The 22,109-nt window shown below is 32.4% G+C and carries 21 protein-coding genes and 1 other RNA gene; 20 read left to right on the plus strand and 2 right to left on the minus strand.

The features are described from left to right. The 4 genes from GX308_09640 (at nt 1) to ssrS (ending at nt 2,841) form a co-directional block, all read left to right on the plus strand. A complete protein-coding gene (locus tag GX308_09640; GenBank protein ID NLK22313.1) occupies nt 1-945 on the plus strand; it encodes an inorganic phosphate transporter in 945 nt (314 codons plus the stop codon). Nucleotides 946-976: 31 nt separating this feature from the next. Then, nucleotides 977-1,402: a signal peptidase II gene (lspA, locus tag GX308_09645; GenBank protein ID NLK22314.1), complete on the plus strand. Its 426-nt coding sequence runs from the start codon at nt 977-979 to the stop codon at nt 1,400-1,402. Between the two features lie 57 nt (nt 1,403-1,459). Next, nucleotides 1,460-2,545, plus strand: a complete 1,086-nt coding sequence (locus GX308_09650) for an HD-GYP domain-containing protein (protein ID NLK22315.1) — start codon at nt 1,460-1,462, stop codon at nt 2,543-2,545. Between the two features lie 104 nt (nt 2,546-2,649). Then, nucleotides 2,650-2,841: non-coding RNA, 6S RNA (gene ssrS, locus GX308_09655), on the plus strand. 52 nt (nt 2,842-2,893) lie between these two features. Here ssrS and GX308_09660 read toward each other — a convergent pair. After that, a complete protein-coding gene (locus GX308_09660) occupies nt 2,894-4,816 on the minus strand; it encodes a hypothetical protein (GenBank protein ID NLK22316.1) in 1,923 nt (640 codons plus the stop codon). Nucleotides 4,817-4,847: 31 nt separating this feature from the next. Then, complete coding sequence (locus GX308_09665; GenBank protein ID NLK22317.1) at nt 4,848-6,446, minus strand: DUF342 domain-containing protein; 1,599 nt, start codon at nt 6,444-6,446, stop codon at nt 4,848-4,850. A gap of 248 nt (nt 6,447-6,694) precedes the next feature. On the opposite strand from GX308_09665, the gene GX308_09670 reads away from it, so the two are divergent. The 16 genes from GX308_09670 to GX308_09745 all read left to right on the plus strand — a co-directional run bounded on the left by GX308_09670 (nt 6,695) and on the right by GX308_09745 (nt 22,101). Next, entirely contained in the window at nt 6,695-9,172 is a 2,478-nt protein-coding gene (locus GX308_09670) for a SpoIID/LytB domain-containing protein (protein ID NLK22318.1), read from the plus strand. A gap of 114 nt (nt 9,173-9,286) precedes the next feature. After that, nucleotides 9,287-9,814 carry a winged helix-turn-helix transcriptional regulator gene (locus GX308_09675; GenBank protein NLK22319.1) on the plus strand — a complete coding sequence of 176 codons (528 nt, stop codon included), beginning with the start codon at nt 9,287-9,289 and terminating at the stop codon, nt 9,812-9,814. Between the two features lie 19 nt (nt 9,815-9,833). After that, complete coding sequence (locus GX308_09680) at nt 9,834-10,202, plus strand: hypothetical protein (GenBank protein NLK22320.1); 369 nt, start codon at nt 9,834-9,836, stop codon at nt 10,200-10,202. After that, nucleotides 10,199-11,314 carry a DegT/DnrJ/EryC1/StrS family aminotransferase gene (locus GX308_09685; protein NLK22321.1) on the plus strand — a complete coding sequence of 372 codons (1,116 nt, stop codon included), beginning with the start codon at nt 10,199-10,201 and terminating at the stop codon, nt 11,312-11,314. The genes GX308_09680 and GX308_09685 overlap by 4 nt, the downstream gene beginning before the upstream one ends. Before the next feature lie 22 nt (nt 11,315-11,336). Continuing rightward, entirely contained in the window at nt 11,337-11,936 is a 600-nt protein-coding gene (locus GX308_09690) for a sugar transferase (protein NLK22322.1), read from the plus strand. Further along, nucleotides 11,933-12,574 carry an acetyltransferase gene (locus GX308_09695; GenBank protein ID NLK22323.1) on the plus strand — a complete coding sequence of 214 codons (642 nt, stop codon included), beginning with the start codon at nt 11,933-11,935 and terminating at the stop codon, nt 12,572-12,574. Before GX308_09690 ends, GX308_09695 begins: the two co-directional genes overlap by 4 nt. A gap of 14 nt (nt 12,575-12,588) precedes the next feature. Then, complete coding sequence (vanZ, locus tag GX308_09700) at nt 12,589-13,113, plus strand: VanZ family protein (GenBank protein ID NLK22324.1); 525 nt, start codon at nt 12,589-12,591, stop codon at nt 13,111-13,113. A 251-nt stretch (nt 13,114-13,364) separates the two neighbouring features. Then, nucleotides 13,365-13,724, plus strand: a complete 360-nt coding sequence (locus GX308_09705; GenBank protein NLK22325.1) for a four helix bundle protein — start codon at nt 13,365-13,367, stop codon at nt 13,722-13,724. Between the two features lie 70 nt (nt 13,725-13,794). Further along, complete coding sequence (locus tag GX308_09710; GenBank protein ID NLK22326.1) at nt 13,795-14,418, plus strand: sugar transferase; 624 nt, start codon at nt 13,795-13,797, stop codon at nt 14,416-14,418. A 72-nt stretch (nt 14,419-14,490) separates the two neighbouring features. Then, nucleotides 14,491-15,348: an NAD-dependent epimerase/dehydratase family protein gene (locus tag GX308_09715; protein ID NLK22327.1), complete on the plus strand. Its 858-nt coding sequence runs from the start codon at nt 14,491-14,493 to the stop codon at nt 15,346-15,348. A gap of 20 nt (nt 15,349-15,368) precedes the next feature. Next, on the plus strand, nt 15,369-16,199 hold the full coding sequence (locus GX308_09720) for a glycosyltransferase (GenBank protein NLK22328.1): 831 nt from the start codon (nt 15,369-15,371) through the stop codon (nt 16,197-16,199). A gap of 50 nt (nt 16,200-16,249) precedes the next feature. After that, a complete protein-coding gene (locus GX308_09725; GenBank protein NLK22329.1) occupies nt 16,250-17,365 on the plus strand; it encodes a glycosyltransferase family 1 protein in 1,116 nt (371 codons plus the stop codon). Then, complete coding sequence (locus GX308_09730) at nt 17,362-18,372, plus strand: hypothetical protein (GenBank protein NLK22330.1); 1,011 nt, start codon at nt 17,362-17,364, stop codon at nt 18,370-18,372. The genes GX308_09725 and GX308_09730 overlap by 4 nt, the downstream gene beginning before the upstream one ends. A gap of 8 nt (nt 18,373-18,380) precedes the next feature. Beyond that, entirely contained in the window at nt 18,381-19,499 is a 1,119-nt protein-coding gene (locus GX308_09735) for an EpsG family protein (GenBank protein ID NLK22331.1), read from the plus strand. Between the two features lie 15 nt (nt 19,500-19,514). Continuing rightward, nucleotides 19,515-20,711: a hypothetical protein gene (locus tag GX308_09740; protein ID NLK22332.1), complete on the plus strand. Its 1,197-nt coding sequence runs from the start codon at nt 19,515-19,517 to the stop codon at nt 20,709-20,711. Further along, nucleotides 20,704-22,101 carry an oligosaccharide flippase family protein gene (locus GX308_09745; protein ID NLK22333.1) on the plus strand — a complete coding sequence of 466 codons (1,398 nt, stop codon included), beginning with the start codon at nt 20,704-20,706 and terminating at the stop codon, nt 22,099-22,101. Before GX308_09740 ends, GX308_09745 begins: the two co-directional genes overlap by 8 nt. Nucleotides 22,102-22,109 lie beyond the last annotated feature (8 nt).

The raw sequence follows: 22,109 nt of genomic DNA on the forward strand, positions 1-22,109 counted from the left end.
ATGATATCACCTTCAGTTATTTCAGGGGCGGTGTTAGGATGGGCTTTGGGTAGCAATGGCGCTTCTAGTTGTTTTGCCGTTGCTGTATCCACAAGAAAGGTAAAATATAAAACAGCTATAATACTAACAGCAGTATTTGTGATAGTAGGGGCTTTCCTAGAAGGAGCAAGAGGGCTCTCTAAGGTAAGCACCTATTCTTATAACAGCGGTATAAACACAGAAATGCAAGCCTTTTTGGCTATGTTAGCCGCAGCTATTACAGTGACAATTATGACTATGTTTCGCCTACCCGTATCTACTTCACAGGCCGTTATAGGGGCAATTATAGGTGGTGCAATAATAAATGGAAGAGCAGATTTTTCCGAAGGGATTAAATTTTTTACGGCATGGCTTACTACCCCTTTTACAGCTGCCATTCTCGCCTTCATCTTATACAAAATCTTTGAGAGATATATAGAAAAAAGAATTAAGAATTATGGGATATACGATAATATTATTAGGATTACGTATTATGTATCAGGTATTTTTGCTGCATATTCCTTAGGGGGAAATAGTGTTGCCAATGCAACTGCCATATACACAGGAAATATAAATATATTAACTACTAAGGAGGCCTTGTTAATCGGGGGCATAACAATGGCTATTGGGGTAATCACCTACAGTAAGGGTGTAATGAAGACAGTAGGGGAGAACCTAGTGACTCTTTCGCCGATATCTGGTTTAATCTCTGTAATTGCATCAGCTATGACAGTCTTTATTTTTGTCAAAATAGGAATACCTGTACCGACTTCCCAAGCTGTGGTAGGTGCCATAGTAGGTATTGGTCTTGTAAAAGGAGTAAACACCATAAGCTTTAAAACAGTCCGTAATATTTTAATGGGTTGGTTTGGAACCCCTACAATTGCAGGAATAATAAGTCTTTTGCTATTTTTTAAGTTCTCATAAATCTTTATAAGAGCTAAGAAAGGATAAGCCTATGATTTTTTTAGTAATAATTATCGGCATAATTATATTAGATCAATATACAAAGAAAATTGCCCTACAAAACTTATATGAAGGGAAATATTATCCTATATTCGATAATAAAATCCATTTAACAATTCATAAGAATAAAGGGGCAGCGTTGAATTTATTTGAAAGATTTCCAAGGACTATAAAGATAATTACAATTCCCCCCATTATTGGTCTTGTATTATACATTCTAAAACTAATTAAGGGCAAAGGATTTGTTTTGACAAAATTAGCTGTAGGATTTATCATAGGAGGTGGGATAGGAAACTTAATAGACAGAATAAAAAAAGGCCATGTGGTGGATTTTTTTATTTCAATTTTAAAAGATGCCCTATTTTCAATATTGCGGATATATTCATCATCCTGGGAGCGATACTTTTACAAATCTTAATTTTTATCAAGAAGTTTCCGATTGGAAAATAATACCTTAATAGGTGGGGGGGGTATAATGGCGGAGGAGTTTAAACAAATAATTTCTGCAGCGGATTTAAAACCCGGCATGATTTTAGCAGAAGATGTGTTTAGTTTGACAGGGTTGCGACTTCTTGTCGGAGGAACTGAGCTTAATGAAAAAAATATAAATAAACTTAGGATATATAATATCGATTATGTTTTTATTAATGAGAAAGTATCCATTGGATATATGCGAAGAGAGCCTAAAGAGGTAGATAGCAGAAGCATCAAAAAGGCAGAAGCCTTTAATACTTTTAAATCCTCCTATGAAACCAATTTAGATGCCCTCCATAATCATATAATGGATATAGGTGAAGGTAAAACCATAAACATATCGGAACTGTTTACCATGAGCAAGGATATGATAGATATACTAGAATCAAAAAGCGATATATTTGCCTTTCTCCATAATCTAAGATCCGGTGATGATTATACCTATACTCACTCAGTAAATGTTTCCTTGCTTTGTAATATATTTGGGCAATGGTTAGGCATCTATGGGGAAGAGCTTAAGAATCTAACCGTGGCAGGATTAATCCACGATATCGGAAAAACAAAAATTGATACTAAGATATTAAATAAACCGGGGAAATTAACACCAGAAGAGTTTGAGGAAATCAAAAAACATACAATCTATGGATTTAGAATGATAGAAAGTCAGGACATACATAATGATATAAAAATGGCAGTCTTAATGCACCATGAAAAATATGATGGAACAGGATATCCCCTAGGGGCAAGAGAAAACCAAATAAATGATTTTGCAAAAATCGTAGCCATAGCAGATATCTATGATGCTATGACCTCTGATAGATCATATAGAGAACGATTTTGCCCCTTTAAAGTGATTGAAACTTTTGAACAGGAGGCTTATGGAAAACTAGATACTAAGTTTCTTCTTTCATTTTTGAAAAATATTGCATATAATTATTTGAATTGTTGGGTGAGGTTATCCACCGGTGAAGAGGGGGAGATTATGTTCATCAATTCTAATAATCTATCTAGACCAATTGTGCGGGTAGACAATGCGTTGGTGGATTTAAGGGATGAAAGGGATTTATTTATTGATGAAATAATATAAAAGTTATATGCTTCTTGTTATTGAATAAAAAGGAAAAGCCTAAATTTATAAATGACTTGATTTTTTAGTGAAATATGATATAATAAATTTACAAATAAACGATATGTTTCCTGAGGTGTTCGACAAACCTGTTATTTTGAACCTACACTTTTTGATCGGGAATTCCATATTTTAGAGTGGATGTCAGGCCTTAAGTAATTCCCTTTGGGCGAAGGAAGGCAAATATTCTAATGAGAATACCCACCTAGCTGGGGCTAGGGCATCAAAATACAGGGAAACGGCATTTTGGGTCATAACTTAATTAAAAATACCTGCTTAGCAGGTATTTTTTTGTGGTTTTATATATTTTTATGAGAATAATCTCTTAAACTCCTCTAAGGAGAAAAAATCCTTCTTGTATTTATAAATTGATAAATCATATTCCTTAGGAAGTAGGAGATTTAAGTCTTCAGAGTTAGAACTTTCAAAGGCAACTATAAATACATCGGTTTTTGAAATCGGGTAAAAGTGTTTAAACTGTTCTATAAATACATCGGGAAGTTTTATCTCATTAAATGAAAAACTGTTACTGTGTATATGAATTATTTCTAAATCCATAAATAATTCTTCTGCTTCAACAATATACGACTCCAAATCCTTAAAGAGTATATTTTGATGGTTAGGAGATAGGAGGTTGCTTTGAACTTCCATTTGATTTAAATGGTACAATACAGGAGCAATATGGTTAGCAATGGTATCTACAATAAGCACACTTTCTTGGTCTGAAATGATGGTTTCAGAAAACTCAAAGATTGCTATAACGCCTAATAATTCAGTTTCAATCCTCTCAATACAAATTGGAACAAAAAGGGCTCCACTTCCGCAATCTAAGCAATCAGACAACTCCTTAGGAAGCAATACTGGAAGTTGATCCTTACTATTAACAATAAAATGCTCTCCTTCTATCAAACAAGACATATTTTCAGTTAAGGTAAAGATCTGAGGGCAGTTTTTCATGCCAATGGATTCTAAGATTTTAAAGTTACTATGAGAGGCATCCGATAAGGCTAAAAAACCTTTTTTTATCCCAAAGGAAATATGTAGGGTACTTAGAATTAAGCGGGATAACTGATCAACTGTAGAGGCACTGTTTATATTTTTCATTAGATGATTAAGAGAAACTAAACGGTCAAATTTATTTTGCAATAATGCCTTTTGTTCATTGGTTTCATTAAAGTACTTAGCATTGGATAAAGCTATATATGTTGAGGAGGCAAGGCTTTCAATTAATTCAAAAATTCCTTTATTATAGGGCTTTTCTGTAATACTTTCTCCTAAGGTTACAAAGCCTAGCAACTTGCCGTTTTTTATAAGAAGTACTATATATGAAGGATTAAGGAGAGGCATTATGTCTTGTATATTGTTAAAAAAGCTATTGAAAAATGCAGCATCCTCTAAATTATTCATATCCAAAATAGGCTTCATTCTATCTAGATGGTAATCGTGGGTGGGATATACGGATAACACAAAGTTATTATTGGGATTAAAAGTATCTTTCATTCCTCGGAGGGTAAAACATTCCCCCTTATCATCATATAAAAAGAAGGATGTAATGGAACTTTGGGTAAGTTCTGAAAAGACGTCTATAGAAAGACTATAAAGATTAGATAGATTAAGCTCGCTAAGGAGAACTTTAGAAGACTGATTAATTGCAAAGAGGTTGAATATCTTTTCATCTAATTCTAATTTGGCCTCATGAAGGTCTTGATAACTCTTGTAATTAGAAAGAGATGTGCTAAATAGCTGCATAAGGGCTTCAGCGATAATATAATCATCCTGTCCAAATTCAGGGTTGTTTTCTATACGATTAGTCAGTATAAACCCGTATAATTCATCCTCTACGATTAAAGGGACCCCGAGGCGAGAGGGAAATGCATAAAGTAAATCCTTAGGGAGGAAACGTTCCAAATCCTCTTCTTTTAGAATATGTCCATGAAAAGTAGCAATCATATCATAATTATTATCAAAAGGTATTGTATATGAGTTTAGATCAAAGCCTTTTGATTTTGTTAGGACATACTGATCGGATTTTTTTGCAAATACTGCAATTTGATCCACTATAAGAAGTTCATTTAAAAAGTCATAGATATAATCTAGTATTTGCTCATAACTAAATCTCTGGGAAAAAAACTGTATAGCATGAATCAATCCCGTATATCGATACAATTGGTTTGTAATTTGTTGAGAATCTTTTTGCTTGTTTACCTTGTATAAAATCTCATCATAATTCATATACAACCTGCCCCCTAATATAAGTAAGTATTTATTCTGATCTTAATTCATTGTCAAGGAGATAATAAGTTATAGGACCTCTTTCCTCATCAATAATTCTTTTGATGTGATTTCTAATAGTTAAAGTAGTATTTCCATGAATTTGGCCTGCAACGGAAATTTCACCCTCACCCTTTGTACGTAAATAAGATATATATTTTTTCCTTTCTGAATGCAATTTCTTAAGATCTTCCCTTAAAATTGCAAATTCCCTGGTTATCTTTTTTTGTTCGAATTTCTGACTGTCGGATAGATTTTCACTTCCCCTATAAATAGCTAATTTATGCTTGAAATCAACTAATTTTTCATTCATTTCTTTGATGGATGCATTTATTTCATCAAATCTGTCTTTAAACTCTCTACGATTAAAGCCCTGTAAGGTTATGGTCGTAGGGATATAGGTACGGTTGCCTACTTCATTAACAACAACTTTAATCTCAGCATCAATATTACCGCCGATGATTCTGCTGCTTCTAGACTCGAAGATAACCTGTTTTGCCTTGATATTGCAATTAATGGCATAAAACCCAATGTGTACCGTTCCTTCACATTCTATGGTACATTCAGAAGCAAATTTAGTAAATAAATCTTGTTTGCAGAATATACGGGCTTTGTTTTTCCCTGCAATTCCGCCGCGAATATAAATACAGCCATCCTTACTTTGGATATTTTCTACTCCACCAACTCCCATATCACCTAAGACTTCAATATCATTTTTGGCTTTAACTGAAAAGTTATCTTCAATAGAACCCCTTATATTGATAAAACCGTCAAAGTTGATATTACCGGTCTCAAAAGAAACATCCCCATCAATTTCAAGATAATCATAAACATAGATTACTTCATTCCTGTAAAATACAGCACCGGTTTTTTTGGCTACTAATATTGTAACGCCCTTTTCCTTATCATATACTTCTTCTACGGATTGTTTATCATAATGAAGAGGGAACTGTTTGCCAGATTTTGCAGGAATTTCTTCTCCAAGCACCGATTTGCCTGGTTCGCCGGGGGTAGCATCAATCCTTTCTCCAAGCCAATCCCCCTCACTCACCTTATTAATCAAACTTAATTCATAATGGTTAACAGTGCCGTCTTCAGTTAGTGTTGGTTTTGGTTCGATAAGTTCATACATCTTAATCTTAGAGTGTTCACCATTTACCGGTAGTTTGCCCTTGGCAATTAGGGTTTTTACCTTTGGCTTTAAGTTATACAATAAGACATCCTGCATAATCCCATATACTACACCTTTTTTCTGAAGGGCCTCTAAAATTTGTAAAGAAATTTCCTTTCTTTTTGCCCCAACTAAGTCGGAATCTGGTACAAAAAGCGTAATATAGGCTTTAAGATGGTCACTGCTTACATCAAGTTCTATTTTTTCCCTTTTGACAGCAAATTTATACATGGGTTGGGGAGCATCTAAAATAGCCCTCCTTAAAGCAAGAAAGTTTACAATCTTAACTTGGGGAAAGTCTATCAAAACTTGATTAAATTCATCTAGATTGTAACCAGCTTTAAAAGTTTCTATGTAGAAACCATCTTCTTTTTCAATTAATTGAACATAGGGATTTGAATATAAGATTTCAAAATCCATAATATCCCCCTCTTAAAATATAGTTTAATATTATTATATATTAATTTCGAAAATAAATAAACATGTAAATATTATTCTTACATTTATTTGTTGTTTTTTAACTATTTTGAACGAGCTTTGTCGAAAAAGTCCTTAGGATATTTGAGTCTATTATGTTTACAAAAAATGGTGCATACATTACCATAAAGTAAACATACATATAAAATATGGACAACTATTTAATCTACGGAAAATAAAGGAGGAAATCTATGAAAATCAAAACCATATTCTGTATAAGTATTTTTTTATGTAACATTGCTGTACTTTCTTCCTGTTATCAAGGGCTACCAAAGGATAAAACGCAAGTAAAAGGTGAAGAACTTATAATAGAAGAAAAAAAGATGGAAGCCCCTCTAACCCATAAATATGACGTAGATGCAGATATCACTGTATCTAGGGCACTGGCGGCTAAGATGATTGCTTTAACCTACAATGATTTTGGCGATATAAAAACAATGGATAGAGAGATAAAGTATAAGGATGTAAATCCTAAGGATTGGTACGATATGTACATCAATGTGGTGAGCATACAGGGTTTTATGAATGGTTCAGGGGATACTTTTAACCCCTTAGAACCTTTGACTTATTCCCAAGCCCAAACCATTTTAGAAAGGTTAGGGAAGGGAAAGTATAATGTAAAAATGAATTTATCCAAAGAAAAACAAAAGCAGCATATATCCTATAAGGAATGGGTAAATATTTACCTTAAATTAATGGATAAGCTAGCAGAGGAAAAGGGTATTGAAAAGACCTATGGTATAAGAGAAGCTTCGCTTATAGTAATAGCTACCCCTGCTAATAATACAGAGGTTGAAGCATGGAATATGGGAACAGACAAAGGAATATACAGTTTTTTTGGTCTTCCCATGGATGCTTATATCGATAAACAAATAAGAGTTCTAGTAAAGGACAAAGAAGTATTTGGTTTCATTAAAATAGAAAATGAAGAACCTACAATAACTAATTGCTATATACCCGACAGTGTTAAGGATGAAATTACAATTTTTGTAGGGGGAGTTCATAGAACATACCACACCCAAAAGGATTTTAGTGCGGAAAAAGGAAAAATAGCAGATATTAAAATAAATCTAGGAAATATATTAAGTTTAGAAAGCTTTGATGAAGAACTTAGGGGGAAGGTATTGCGGGCTGAGTCAAATAAAATCGAACTAGAAGGGCGGGGGTATATTCCTCTAGGCAATGACTATAAACTTTATAATATATCCGGGGATAAGACGGGGTGGGGCAGCCTAAGCAGTCTTACTATAGGTGAAGATATTGCAAGGTTTATTTTAAAGGATGGAAAAGTCTGTGCTGCATTAATAGAAAAAAAGCCAGAGCCTAAAAACATAAGGGTTGCCCTTAATAAGACAGGATTTACAGGGCTAATACATAAAGAAGCAATCGTAACTTCTGATGAGGAATTTATGGTTTATATTGGAGAGGAAGAAAAACTCTATAATGCAGGGGACGGATTTAATATTAATGATGTAAGTAGAAATTTATCGGATTCGGTGCCTAGGGTAAGGATAAAAACCAAATCGGGCAGGGGTAAATTAAAAGTTTTATCGATAACTAGAAACGGAGAAAATCCAAGATATCGCGGCACCTTAGATATAATGAAGTTAGATGGGGGCTATAGCATTGTTAACGAACTTCCAATAGAGGAATATTTATATGCGGTAATACCTAGTGAAATGCCTTCATCTTATGGTATAGAACCGGCAAAGGTGCAGGCAGTTACAGCTAGAAGTTATGCCTATGTCCAGTTTCTCGCCAATCGTTTTTATACTTATGGAGGAAATGTCGATGATTCGGTACAATGCCAAGTTTATAATAATATCCCTGAAAATGATATATCCATACAGGCAGTAAAGGATACAACAAACGAAGGAATAACCCATAAGGGCAATGTTGTAAATGCGAATTTTTTTTCTACTTCCTGTGGATATACGGCTAATTCGGGAGAAGTATGGGCAGATTATAGTGACAGGTCATTTCCAAGCTATACCCCCCCTTACTTAATTTCTAAAAAGCAGTTCGATGGGGAGAACTTTGGAGACCTTACAAAGGAAGAAAACATAAAAAGATTCATAAAGTCAAAGGATATAGATGCATATGATAAGGATTTTGGATGGTTTAGATGGAATGTAAGTATGGACTTAGAAGAATTAAGCGCCTCTATTAATGCCAATATAAAACAAAGATATCAAGCCAACCCCAAGCTCATTAAATTATTAGATGAAAACAATATATTCAGAAGCCGGCCAGTTGAAAATATAGGGCAGCTTAAAAAGATAGATATATTAAAAAGGGGTCAAGGAGGAAATATCACAGAAATGGTATTAATAGGCTCTAAGGCAACAGTGAAAGTACTTACAGAATACAATGTTCGTTTTCTTCTTCAACCTAAGCAATATATAAAAGGTAAAGATCATATAGTTACTAATTTATACAACGGAACGAAGATGGCTGACTATGACATTATGCCCAGTGCATTTTTTATTATAGAATCTAAGGAAGATTCAAAAGGCAATTTAACAGGATATACTTTTTACGGTGGGGGAAATGGTCATGGGGCAGGTATGAGCCAAAACGGGGTAAAAGGTATGGTAGATAAAGGATATAAGTATAAAGAAATCTTAAAACACTATTATCCAGAAACAGAAGTAAATAAAATCTATTAAGCCCACTATAAACTATAGGGTCGGTTTTCATGCCGACCCTTTTTAATCATTGACAACTCCTTTTAAAATGAAGTACAATAAAATCGTTCAAACTATGAACAAGGAGAGTTATCTATGGAAAAAGAACTGGAAATTTTAACCCATATACAGGAAAATGAGCATATTACCCAGCGGGAAATAGCAGAAAAAACAGGCCTATCCCTAGGTGCTGTTAATTTATTATTAAAAAAGATGATAAAAACCGGCCTAATAAAAATAGAAAGACTAAATGCTAGAACCCTAAAGTACATATTAACACCAGAAGGAATAAAAGAAAAAACAGCAAAAACATATCATTTCATAGTTAGAACATATGAAACCATCACTCGCATACAGGCAGTAGCAAAACTCATTTTGGAAAAGCAAAGGAAAAATGGAATAAAAACAATATACCTATACGGAAAAGAAGATGAGGTATATAATGTACTTAGGATAACCATAAGTGATATTATCGGTACTTTAGATATGGAATGCCAGCTACTAAATGATATCGACAGTATAAAAGAAAAAGAGGGCTTTATGATACTAATTTGGAATGATGATAAAAAGAATACAGTAAAAGAAAAGGACCTACCGTATATAAATATATTATCCATCTTATAAAAACAGAGGGAGGTATAACATGGAAAAGATATTAAATAAAATACTTGGTGAGCTTACAGGACTAAAACAAGATGTTGGTAATATTAATAAAAAAGTAGATACTATAGATGCACGGCTAGATACCATGGATGTACGGCTAGATACCATGGAAACACGGCTAAATCACCTAGAAACTGGCCAAAAACAGATTATGGATAGGATAGATTTACTTCATTCAAAGTCTGTTGGAGAAGATGGTATGATGACAAGTATGTTCCTATCTCAAGATAAAATTAAAAAAGACATAAGGGATATAAAAGAAGTGACTGTTAAGCTAGAAATCAGAGTGGCAGAAACGACGGTAGAGGTTGCAAAAAATAAAGAACAGATATTGAGAGTGATTAAATGAAAAAGCAAGTCCCCTTATCAAGACCTGATATTACGGATAAAGAAATAGAATATGTTAATAAAGTACTTCGCTCAGGGATTCTAAGTATAGGACCAAAAGTTGAAGAATTTGAAAAAATGATAGCAGAATATATAGGGGTAAAACATGCTATAGCAGTCAATAGTGGTACCAGCGCCCTACACTTAATTATCAAGGCCCTAGGAATAAAAGAAGGGGATGAAGTTATTACTACCCCTTTTAGTTTTATTGCCTCATCTAATTGTATTTTGTTTGAAAAGGCAATCCCTGTCTTTGTTGATATTGATGAAGATACCCTAAACATTAATATCGATAAAATAGAAGAAAAAATTACGGATAAAACTAAAGCTATATTAACAGTAGATGCCTTTGGACAACCCATGGATATGAAAAAGGTTAAAGAGATAGCCCAAAAACATAATCTTTTTTTCATAGAAGATTCCTGTGAATCCCTGGGAAGTGCATATAATCACATCAAAGCTGGGAGTATTGCCGATGCGGCAGCTTTTGCATTTTATCCCAATAAGCAAATAACAACGGCAGAAGGTGGGGTTATAGTAACTAATAATGACGAAACAGCAGAACTATGCCGAAGTATGAGAAGCCAAGGAAGAGCAATAACAGGGTTATGGCTTTACCATGAGAGATTAGGATATAATTATCGATTAAGCGAAATTCACTCAGCCTTAGGCATTGCTCAAATGGAAAGAATAGACGAAATCATCGAAAAAAGAAGTGGAGTAGCCGACTACTACAACAAAAGGTTAAGGGAAATTCCCTGGGTTAATAGACCAATCATAGACCCTAATGTAACCAAAATGAGCTGGTTCGTATATGTGATTCGGGTTGAGGAAGATATAAGAAACCATCTAATAGACTACTTAAAAGAAAACGGAGTCGAATGCAAACCGTATTTTACTCCTATCCATTTACAACCTTTCTACAAAAAGAGCCACGGATACAAGGAAGGGGATTTTGAAATAACGGAAAAAGCAGGTAATCAGTGTATTGCTATTCCTTTTTATACAAATCTTGAAAAAGAAGATATCGACTACGTTGTGGATGTTATAAAAAGTTTTGAAAGCAGATTTTAGGCTTTATTAGAGAGGTAATATCATGGAAAAGATACAAATAACTATCAAACATATTTTAGATAAAATTATAGGATTTATCCTATTACTTATAACAACACCTATTTTTCTAATTATTTCTATAGGAATTAAATTAACATCTAGAGGTCCTGTTTTTTTCATCCAAAAAAGAGTTGGCAAGGATGGAAAGGACTTTGATATTTATAAATTTAGAACCATGATTCAAAATGCAGAAAACATAGGAACAGGCATTTATACAGAAGAAAAGGACCCCAGAATCACTAATATTGGAAGAATTTTAAGGAAGACCAGTCTAGACGAGCTTCCACAGCTATTCAATATCCTAAAAGGGGATATGAGCATAATAGGGCCAAGGCCAACCTTAAGATATCAGGTGGAAAAATACACCCCCCATCAAATGCAACGTCTAAAGATGCGTCCGGGGGTTACAGGACTTGCCCAAGTAAGAGGTAGAAACTCCCTACCCTGGGATAAACGAATAGAATATGATGTTGAGTACATTAATAACTATTCCTTATGGCTGGATTTTAAGATAGTATTAAAAACTATCAAAGTAGTTTTAACGGCAGAAGGGGTATATGGGAAGAGAGATGAAATAATGTGAAGGATATAGTAATCATCGGAGCCGGTGGATTAGGAAGGGAAGTCGCCCAATATATAAAAGATATCAATAAAACAAATCCCACATATAGAGTCCTAGGCTTTATTGATAACGATATAAATAAAAAAGGCATATTACATTCTGACATTCCGGTCTTGGGGGATTTTGATGCATTGGACTTAATTTACAAAACCAGTGAGCAATTATACGGCTTTTGTGCTGTTGCCAATCCAAAGATTAAAAAAAGACTGGTTAATCAAATGAAAGAATATAATATCAAGGACATAAATATTATTCATCCTAGCGCATATATCACCCCAGAAGTAAAAATTGGCGAAGGAGTCCTAATAAGTCCTTACTGTGTACTCACAACTAATATTACCATCGGGAACCATGTTCATATAAACCCTCAATGCGGTATAGGCCACGATACGACTATAGGTGACTATACCACTTTATATTGGAGCGTTAATATTTCAGGTAATGTTGATGTGGAATGTGAAGTTGCAATAGGCAGTAAGGCATTCATAAAACAAGGTCTAAAAATAGGGAAAAACAGTATAATCGGAGCAGGAACTGTTGTTATTAAGAATGTTAAAGAAGCAACCACTGTGGCAGGAGTACCGGCTAGAGAGATTTGATTTGGAGGATTACTATGTTACTTAGAAAGACTATATGGGTAGTGACTATATTATGGATGATTGCTATATTTTTTTTCTCCTCAAGAACAGGAGATCTGTCTAGACAAGATTCGGCGTGGTTATTAGATAGAGTCAATATAACAACCCAAGAAGAAGCAATGGATACGGATAATTCAAGGGCAATGAGCTTGCAGATGTGGATAAGGAAAACAGCTCATATTATAATATTTGCAGGATTAGCTATGCTTATATATGCCTCCTTATACGGATATGTGGGCAAGTCACTTATGACAGGAGTAGTATCTTGGCTTTTAACTATAATATTTGCCATTACGGATGAAATCCATCAATACTTTGTTCCCGGAAGAGGTTCACAGGTGCAAGATGTTATAAGAGATGGAAAAGGAGCATTCTGGGGATGCCTGATTATGGTGATATTATTCTTAATAATCGAATGGGTACCAGCTATAAATAAAATAATAAATAAAATCTACAATCTAAATGCCAAAAAGCTAATCATCGGATATACCAAAAGATGAAGACATTAAACCAAAAAACCCTATGCAGTAGCACAGGGCCTTTTTCTTGTCATCCTGAAAGATAGAGAAGAATCTTTTTGAAATAAAATAGCCATTATTTAAAAATATATAGAAACATGTTGACATTAAAAACATAGAAAGGTAAAATACAAGTGATGTTCATATTGTGAACAAATAAGAAATATATGTTTTGTGATTTGGTTTGAAATAAGCGGAAAGTGGAAAGCGGAAAAGAGATTTGGAGGGGTTTCATGTACGATGATGCAGGTAAGTTAGTCGTATTGCAAAAATCTCATCAATTGGTACTGGAAATATACAGTATAACGAAAAACTTTCCCAAAGACGAACTTTTCGGTCTAACTTCGCAAATAAGAAGAGCAGCAGTATCTGTACCGAGCAACATTATCGAAGGGAAAGCTAGAGGTTCAAGTAAAGAATTCAAGAGGTTTTTACTAGTTGCCAGAGGATCATTAGAAGAAGTAAAATATAAATTGTTGTTATCAAAAGATTTACGGTATATAAGTGAAAATAAATATAAAGAAGTTTTAGTCTTGGCAAAAGAAGTAGGAAGATTATTAAATGGATTAATTGTATCGGTGGAAAAAAAGTAAAGAAGCAGATGTTTTGCTTTTTTCCGCTTTCCACTTTCTACTTTCCAACTCATAAGGGGGAATTATACTCATGTTTTACTTAAAAATCAAACGATTCATAGACATAATGTTATCTCTCGTGGGACTCATAATTCTCTCTCCTATATTCGCTATCCTCATCCTAGCTATCAAAATCGACTCCAAGGGTCCTATATTTTTCAAGCAAAAAAGAGTAGGACTTAATAAGAGCCATTTTAATATATTAAAATTTCGCACCATGCGAATAGATACCCCAAAAGATACACCAACTCATCTACTTGAAAATCCGGACCAATGGATTACCAAGGTTGGAAAGTTTTTAAGAAAAACAAGCTTAGACGAGCTTCCGCAAATCATTAATATACTAAAGGGTGAAATGAGTATCATCGGCCCAAGACCCGCCCTATGGAATCAATATGATTTGATTGAAGAAAGGGATAAATATAGTGCCAATGATATAAGACCTGGACTGACTGGATGGGCACAGATTAATGGTAGAGACGAGCTTCTTATAGAGCTTAAGGCAAGGTTAGACGGGGAGTATGTAGAGAAAATAAGTTTTTTATTTGATATAAAGTGTTTCTTTGGAACGATAAAAAGTGTTCTAAAAAAAGAAGGCGTAGTAGAAGGTGGAACAGGGGTTATAGAAGGTAAACCTAATGGGAAGGGATACTAACTCTCCTAACCAACCAACTAACCAACTAACCAACTTTCTACCCCACAATCCACAAAAGGAGATTACCCCATTATGAAGAAAATACTCATTACAGGAGCTAATAGCTACATAGGGACAAGCTTAGAAAAATGGCTAGGTAGATATCCTGATGAATACCAGATAGATACCGTTGATATGATGGGAGATTCATGGAAGGGTAAAGACTTTTCAGGGTACGATGTGGTGTTTCATGTGGCTGGGATAGCCCATGTGTCATCAGATCCTAAGATGGAAGAACTATATTATAGAGTTAATAGAGATTTAACAATAGAAACTGCCAAGAAGGCTAAAGCAGAAGGTGTAAGGCAGTTCATTTTTATGAGTAGTATCATTGTTTATGGTGATAGCAGCAGTAGCAAGAGAATTATTGATAAAAACACAGTCCCTACGCCAAGTAACTTCTATGGAAACAGTAAGCTACAAGCAGAAGAGGGAATCAAACATTTAAAGTCAGATATCTTTAAGATTATAGTTTTGAGACCACCTATGATTTATGGAAAAGGGTCTAGAGGCAATTATCTAAGGCTTTCTAACATGGCTAAGAAGATACCAGTATTTCCTGACATTGATAATGAACGCAGTATGCTTCATATAGATAATCTTTGTGAGTTTATTAAGTTGATGATAGATAATAAAGAGAGTGGATTGTTCTTTCCACAGAATAAGGAATATGTAAGGACAAGCGAAATGGTTAGATTGATTGCAGAAGTGCATGGAAAAAGGATTGTTTTGACGAAGGTATTTAATCCGATTTTGAGATTGATGTTTGGAATTGATGTTGTTAATAAGGTATTTGGAAATTTGGTTTATGAGAAGTCTATGAGTGACTATGATAAAGCAGATTATAGAATAAGGAGTTTTAAACAATCGATTGAGTTGACAGAGAGATAATTAAGAAGGGTGAGTTAGAAATGGAAAAAATAAAATATAGTGTTCTGATGTCTATATATAATAAGGAACAGTTGGAATTTTTCATTAAGAGTGTTGAAAGTATGCTTAGACAAACAATTAAACCGGATGAAATTGTGATTGTAAAAGATGGACCGCTAACTGCAGAGTTGGATCAGGCAATTAATCGGTATAAAAAACAAAATCCAGAACTTTTTACGATTGTTCCTTTAGAAAAGAATCTAGGATTAGGTCCTGCTTTGAATGAAGGGTTGAAGAAATGTAGAAATGAGTTAGTAGCTAGAATGGATACTGATGATATTTCATTAGAAAATAGATGTGAATTACAACTTAAGGAGTTTAATGAAAATCCTGAATTATGTATTGTTGGAACGTGGACAAATGAGTTTTATGATGAGCCTTCAAATATCGTAACATCAAGAATTGTCCCAGAAAAGCATGAAGATATAATGAAATTCTCTAGAAGGCGAAGTCCATTTAATCATCCGACAGTGATGTACAGGAAATCAGCTGTGTTGGGCTGTGGCGGTTATCAGGACGTGTTGCGAAAAGAAGACATAGACTTATTCATAAGAATGCTACATAATGACTGTCTTTCTATGAATATACCCAAACCGTTATTATTATTTAGATCGAATAAAGATAATTATAAGAGAAGAAAAACCTGGGTTAATTGTAAAAGCTATGTTTCAGTTATTTATAGATTCTGGAAGATGGGATACTCGAGTACGCTAGACTTAGTTATAGTTGTTATAGGGCAAATAGTGATGTTTTTGTCTCCGGTATGGCTACTTAAAATCATATCAGATAAGATTTTAAGGAAGAAAAGATAAACGTATTAATATTCAAATTAAAAGCATTTCAAGTATAAGAGGGTGGTTTAATGTCTAAAATTAGAGTTTTGCACGTTGTATCGACTTTAGCAATAAGTAGCGGAGTCATGAGTTTTATTATGAATTATTATAGAAATATAGATAGAGAAAAGGTGCAATTTGACTTTATTTATTTCGTAAACAATGGAAATACATATGAAAATGAAATAAAAAAAATGGGAGGCAAATCATATTTTCTAAAGAAACCAAGTATTAGGAGCTATAATAGTTATAGACGGTTTTTTAAAGAAAATGGACATGTCTATCATATTATTCACCTACATGAAGTGTATTTAAATGGATTTATTCATCCTCTTGCTAAAAAGTATGGCATTAAACACCGTATTACACATAGCCATAATACAATGTATTCTGAAAACCGAATAAAAGCAATAAGAAATAAATTATTATGTATTCCCCTTAAGAAAACTTCTAATATATTTTTTGCATGTTCAGAGGATGCTGGGAAATTTTTATATGGACAAAAGTATGTAAATTCAGGAAATGTGAAGATATTTAACAATGCAATAGATACAGAAAAATTTAGATATAATTCTAAAAAAAGAAATGAAATTCGGGGGGAGTTATGTTTAAAAGATAAGTTTGTAATAGGTCATGTTGGTAGGTTCGCTGAACAAAAAAATCACGATTACTTATTTAAAGTGTTTATTGCAATTAAAGAAAAAAAAGCAGACTGTGTCCTAATGCTTTTAGGGGATGGTCCTTTATTTGAAAAATATAAGGTGAAGGCATCAGAACTGGGAATTGATAATTGCGTGTATTTTTTAGGTTCTAAGTCAAATATACATGATTATTACAATGCAATGGATGTTTTTGTGTTGCCATCTATTTTTGAGGGATTAGGAATTGTTCTTATAGAGGCTCAGTGTAATGGTTTGACATGTTATGTATCTAATACAGTTCCTAATCAAGCTAAGATTTCAGATGATTATTATTGCATGAGTTTAGATGATAAAGCTGAAAAATGGGCTGATGTTATTATTGAAGGTATACCATATAATAAACGATTATACCATATGGAAACTGATACTAAAGCTAATTTTGATATTCTGAGTCAAGGAAAGAGTTTAGAAGAATTTTATCTTAATTTAAGGAGTAAAAAATGAAAATTATCACATGTGCAGGGTATTATAGGACTGGTTCAAGTGCTATTAGTGATTTTTTTAGTGAATTTGAAAACTGTAAATCACTCGGAGACTTTGAAGTTAGATTTTTGCAAGACCCGGATGGAATTTCAGATTTAGAATACAATCTTATAGAAAACAATCATAGACATAACACGAGTCATGCTATAAAGAGATATAAAAAACTTGTTAATTTTCTTAATGGAACCTGGTATGCTCCTAGATATAGAAAGTATTTTGGTAATATGTTTATGAAATGTTCGTTGGAATATATTGATAAGATAACAGAATTACAATGTAAATCGTGGTGGCATAGAGATCAGATAGATAGGGGTTCTTGGTTTTATTTTTTTGATAGAGTATATGCTCAGTTTGTTGGGGTTTTTCAAAAGGAGCGTTTTAATATATCCATGCTTCAAAATGAGTCGGCTTACTTTACACACATTACAAAAGAAGAATTTTATAAGTATACAAGGCAATACCTACAAGAGATATTTAATTATGCGAATGAAAATGATGATGATTATATGATGATAGATCAACTTGTCCCACCTTCTAACATTAATAGATATTTAAACTATTTTGATGATATAAAAGTAATATCAGTTGAAAGAGACCCACGAGACCTTTATGTGTTAGAAAAAGTAAAATATAGATGGGGTATTATTCCTTATAAAGATGTTGAAACCTTTTGTGAGTGGTATAGAATTACAAGGACACATCGAAAATACGAGAAAGATGATACTAATAAAGTAGTACGAATTTATTTTGAAGATTTGATTTATCGTTATGAAGAAACTAGTAACATGTTAATTAATTTTATTGGTTTAAAAAAAGAAAATCATACCTTAAAAAAAGAATTTTTTAATCCTGAGATATCGATAAAAAACACTAGGGTTTATCTTACATATCCTGAACTAAAAGCAGATGTTGAGTATATAGAAAAACATCTTGAAGAATATTTGTATGGTTTGCCTAGTAAGGATTAGGTGATTGTATGTGGTTATACTATTTTTTAGCAATATATATACTATCATGTGCAATTTTTATCTTTTCAATAAGTAATATGAAAAAAGGGCGATATGTATATATTGTATTGACTATGGGTTTGTTTGCTATTCTTACTATGTTTAGATCTGAACAAGTTGGAAATGATACACAAGCTTACATTAGACTTTTTAACTCTATATCGTCAGGTGTGGAGATGTCATTTTATGCGAAAAGATATGAGATTGGATTTTTATATTTAAACAAAGTGTTAAGTCTAATATCAAACAATTATCAAATTATCTTTGTTGTTTCAGGAGCATATATTTATTTTGCATATGGAAGATTAATATATAAGCATTCTAATATGGTTTGGTTAAGTGTGTTTTTGTTCTTTACAATGAGAAACTTTGATTTATCTATGAGTGGAATTAGACAGATGTTGGCGTTGGCTACTGTATCAATAAGTTATGAATATATAGTAGATAAAAAACCATTTAAATTTTTATGTACCGTTTTATTAGCTACATCATTTCACACTGTTTCTATTATATTTTTCTTAGCATATCCTTTATCAAAGTTTAAGCTTACAAAAAGATTTCTTTTTACAGTTATGGTCACATCTGCTGGTATATATATTTTATTTATTCCAATATTAAAAGTTGCGTTATCAATATTTCCAAGATATAGTTACTATTTAAATGGAACCTATTTAGATGGAGAAGCGCGGATTGCCACGATAATTTCTTTGACAATTACTGCACTTATGTTAATTATATCAGAAATATTAAATCATAGATTTGTATATAAAAACAACTCTTTGAGAAGATATACGATTATTTCACATAAAACAGGGGAGGATGATGTGCAAGCTGTCTTTCTATTGATTGCATATGCATTTTTACTTATTTCTTTAAGGGGAACTATTCTTAGTAGATTTACAAACATTTACAGCATCTTCGCTATAATTTATTATCCAAATGCTATTGCAAAAATGAAAAACAATAAAGGGAAATTACTAATTATTTTCATTACAGTAGTTATATTTTTTTGCTACTCTACAATGATAAATTTACTTAGGCCGGAGTGGCAGAGCACATATCCGTATTTGTTTTATTGGAACAAATAAAGGGGGTTATTAATAATGGATATATTAAAGAAGTTTAGACTAATTATTAAATTTATACTTTTTAATTCAATGAGTTTATTGAATTTTATTATACCTAAAAAAGAAAATAATATATTTTTCAGTGATATTTCGAGTGTGCGTGAAAATCAATATGTTTTATATAAATATATGGTGGATAACCATTATTATAAACAATATACAATAGTATATTATACGCGAAATAAGAATTTAATAGAGGAATATTTAGGAGAGAATACAAAGATTATTAGCAATTTTTTCTTAGGCTTTTATTATAGGATTACATCAAAATTTGTATTATATGCATTTGGTGGCAATCGTTTTGATTGTATAGTGCCTAAAAATCAAAAGGTAATAAATTTATGGCATGGATTTGGATTAAAAAAAATAGGATACTGCATTAATAAAAAAGATTTTTATAATGCTGCATCTTGTTTTAGTAATGTCATAATCTCATCAAAGTATTTTGCAGAAATGGTTACAAAGAGTTATGATTGTAAGGAAACACAATTAATTGTAGCAGGGTCACCTAAAAATGACTATTTATTTAATTCGGATATTGACGCAGTATCTGAATTAGGTATCAATAAAAAAGAATATAAGAATATAATAATATTTTTGCCTACATATAGAAATTCAGATAGGTTAGGGTTTAATGGGCATAAAAGTAATTTTCCGCTATTGACTATTGACAATATTCAAGACCTAGATAATTATCTGTACATGGAGGAGTGTTTATTAATTATTAAACTACATCATACTGCTAAATTAGATACAAATATAGAAATTACTAATAATAAGTATAACAACATTATTTTTATTGATAATATAGATTTGGATAGAAAAGGAATACCCTTTTATACCTTGTTGGGACAAATGGATGCATTATTAACAGATTATTCGTCTGTCTATCAAGATTTCTTGTTAATAAATAAACCAATAGGATTTGTAGTTGATGATATAGATGAGTACAGTAAAGTTAGAGGATTTAATGTTTCGAATCCTTTAGAGGTTATGCCTGGACATAAAGTATTCAATATGGATAATCTGAAAAATTTTATAAGTGATGTAATACAGGGAAATGATAATTATACTGATGCAAGGAAAACAATTAATGATTTAGTAAATCATTATCAGGATGGTAAAAATTGCGAGAGACTACTACGGTTTTTAGGGATTACACTATATGAATAATAACAAATACAAAACTCTTTTATCTAATACTGTAGTATTTGCTATAGGAAATATTTTGGTTAAACTAGTGTCTTTCTTTTTAATGCCCCTGTATACTTCGCAACTAACGGTAGAACAATATGGTATTGCAGAGCTTTTAAATAGTTCAATACAGATTATATTACCTGTAGCTACATTATGTGTTATAGATGCTTTATTTCGTTTTTCTATTGACGAAGATGCAGAACATGAAAAAATGATGTCTACATCCATTAACTTGATTATGAAAAGTTTTATTATAGTATTGGTAGTATGTATTGTTTTTTATTTATTTAGTGGCTACCAATATACAGCTTACTTTTATTTGTTGTTCGTTGCAACAACGCTTCATAAGCTGTTTTCACAATTTGCCAGGGGGATAGGGCATATTAAACGTTTTGTAGCAAGTGGTGTTATTAATACTTTAACATTAGTTGTTATGAATGTTATTCTACTTGTAGTATTTAATGGTGGAGTTGGGTCTTATCTTATCTCATTAATAATATCATTTTTTGTTGCGGCTATGTTCTCTTTTTTCGCATCAAAAGAATATTTATATATTAATATAAAAGCTATTGATAAGAAGTTACTAAAAAAGATGTTGCTATTTAGTATACCTAATATCCCCAATATGCTTTCTTGGTGGGTTAATAATATTTCTAGTCGTTATGTTATAATGTTCTTTTGTGGTGCAGGAATGGCAGGTATGTTTACCGCTGCTACTAAGATACCATCTATGATTAATCTATTTGTATTAATATTCCAACAAGCATGGCAGTACTCTACAGCAAAAGAAATACAAAATGATGACAGTAAGGTTTTCTTTTCAAGGGTACTGACATATTATTCAGGATTTGTATTTCTAATCTGTTCCGCATTAATAATATTAATACCATATTTAGCCAGACTTATTTTGCAAGGTGATTTTTATGTTGCATGGAAATATGTACCGTTATTACTAGTAGCTGCAACTCTAGGAGCTTTTTCGACATACTTTGGAACTTTTTATATCGCTATAAAAAATAATATTATGGCAATGACTTCAACAGGTATAGGTGCGACTATAAATATTGTCTTAAATCTTATTTTGGTTCCTTTTATTGGTGTATATGGTGCATTGATTTCTAGTGTTGTTGGTTATCTAATTATAACAATAATTAGAATGATTGATACTAGAAAACACATATCGCTTAACATTAACTATAAATTTTTCTTTATCAGATTCGCTCTTTTATTAACTCAATCAATAATTCTGACTGCAGAGATTCCCTTTGCCAAAACTTTTACACTTATATGTTTTATTATTATGATTATAATTCATTTAAATCTAATAGGTATTATCATAAAAAAGATATACAATATTATAAACTAGGGGGTATA

Source organism: Candidatus Epulonipiscium sp., assembly GCA_012519205.1.
GTDB lineage: Bacteria > Bacillota > Clostridia > Lachnospirales > Defluviitaleaceae > JAAYQR01.

Excerpts from the sequence above, each read along its gene's own strand:
- GX308_09640 (NLK22313.1), top strand. The coding sequence starts at position 1 with ATGATATCACCTTCAGTTATTTCAGGGGCGGTGTTAGGATGGGCTTTG.
- lspA (NLK22314.1), top strand. The coding sequence starts at position 977 with ATGATTTTTTTAGTAATAATTATCGGCATAATTATATTAGATCAATAT.
- GX308_09650 (NLK22315.1), top strand. The coding sequence starts at position 1,460 with ATGGCGGAGGAGTTTAAACAAATAATTTCTGCAGCGGATTTAAAACCC.
- GX308_09660 (NLK22316.1), bottom strand. The coding sequence starts at position 4,816 with ATGAATTATGATGAGATTTTATACAAGGTAAACAAGCAAAAAGATTCT.
- GX308_09665 (NLK22317.1), bottom strand. The coding sequence starts at position 6,446 with ATGGATTTTGAAATCTTATATTCAAATCCCTATGTTCAATTAATTGAA.
- GX308_09670 (NLK22318.1), top strand. The coding sequence starts at position 6,695 with ATGAAAATCAAAACCATATTCTGTATAAGTATTTTTTTATGTAACATT.
- GX308_09675 (NLK22319.1), top strand. The coding sequence starts at position 9,287 with ATGGAAAAAGAACTGGAAATTTTAACCCATATACAGGAAAATGAGCAT.
- GX308_09680 (NLK22320.1), top strand. The coding sequence starts at position 9,834 with ATGGAAAAGATATTAAATAAAATACTTGGTGAGCTTACAGGACTAAAA.
- GX308_09685 (NLK22321.1), top strand. The coding sequence starts at position 10,199 with ATGAAAAAGCAAGTCCCCTTATCAAGACCTGATATTACGGATAAAGAA.
- GX308_09690 (NLK22322.1), top strand. The coding sequence starts at position 11,337 with ATGGAAAAGATACAAATAACTATCAAACATATTTTAGATAAAATTATA.
- vanZ (NLK22324.1), top strand. The coding sequence starts at position 12,589 with ATGTTACTTAGAAAGACTATATGGGTAGTGACTATATTATGGATGATT.
- GX308_09705 (NLK22325.1), top strand. The coding sequence starts at position 13,365 with ATGTACGATGATGCAGGTAAGTTAGTCGTATTGCAAAAATCTCATCAA.
- GX308_09710 (NLK22326.1), top strand. The coding sequence starts at position 13,795 with ATGTTTTACTTAAAAATCAAACGATTCATAGACATAATGTTATCTCTC.
- GX308_09715 (NLK22327.1), top strand. The coding sequence starts at position 14,491 with ATGAAGAAAATACTCATTACAGGAGCTAATAGCTACATAGGGACAAGC.
- GX308_09720 (NLK22328.1), top strand. The coding sequence starts at position 15,369 with ATGGAAAAAATAAAATATAGTGTTCTGATGTCTATATATAATAAGGAA.
- GX308_09725 (NLK22329.1), top strand. The coding sequence starts at position 16,250 with ATGTCTAAAATTAGAGTTTTGCACGTTGTATCGACTTTAGCAATAAGT.
- GX308_09730 (NLK22330.1), top strand. The coding sequence starts at position 17,362 with ATGAAAATTATCACATGTGCAGGGTATTATAGGACTGGTTCAAGTGCT.
- GX308_09735 (NLK22331.1), top strand. The coding sequence starts at position 18,381 with ATGTGGTTATACTATTTTTTAGCAATATATATACTATCATGTGCAATT.
- GX308_09740 (NLK22332.1), top strand. The coding sequence starts at position 19,515 with ATGGATATATTAAAGAAGTTTAGACTAATTATTAAATTTATACTTTTT.
- GX308_09745 (NLK22333.1), top strand. The coding sequence starts at position 20,704 with ATGAATAATAACAAATACAAAACTCTTTTATCTAATACTGTAGTATTT.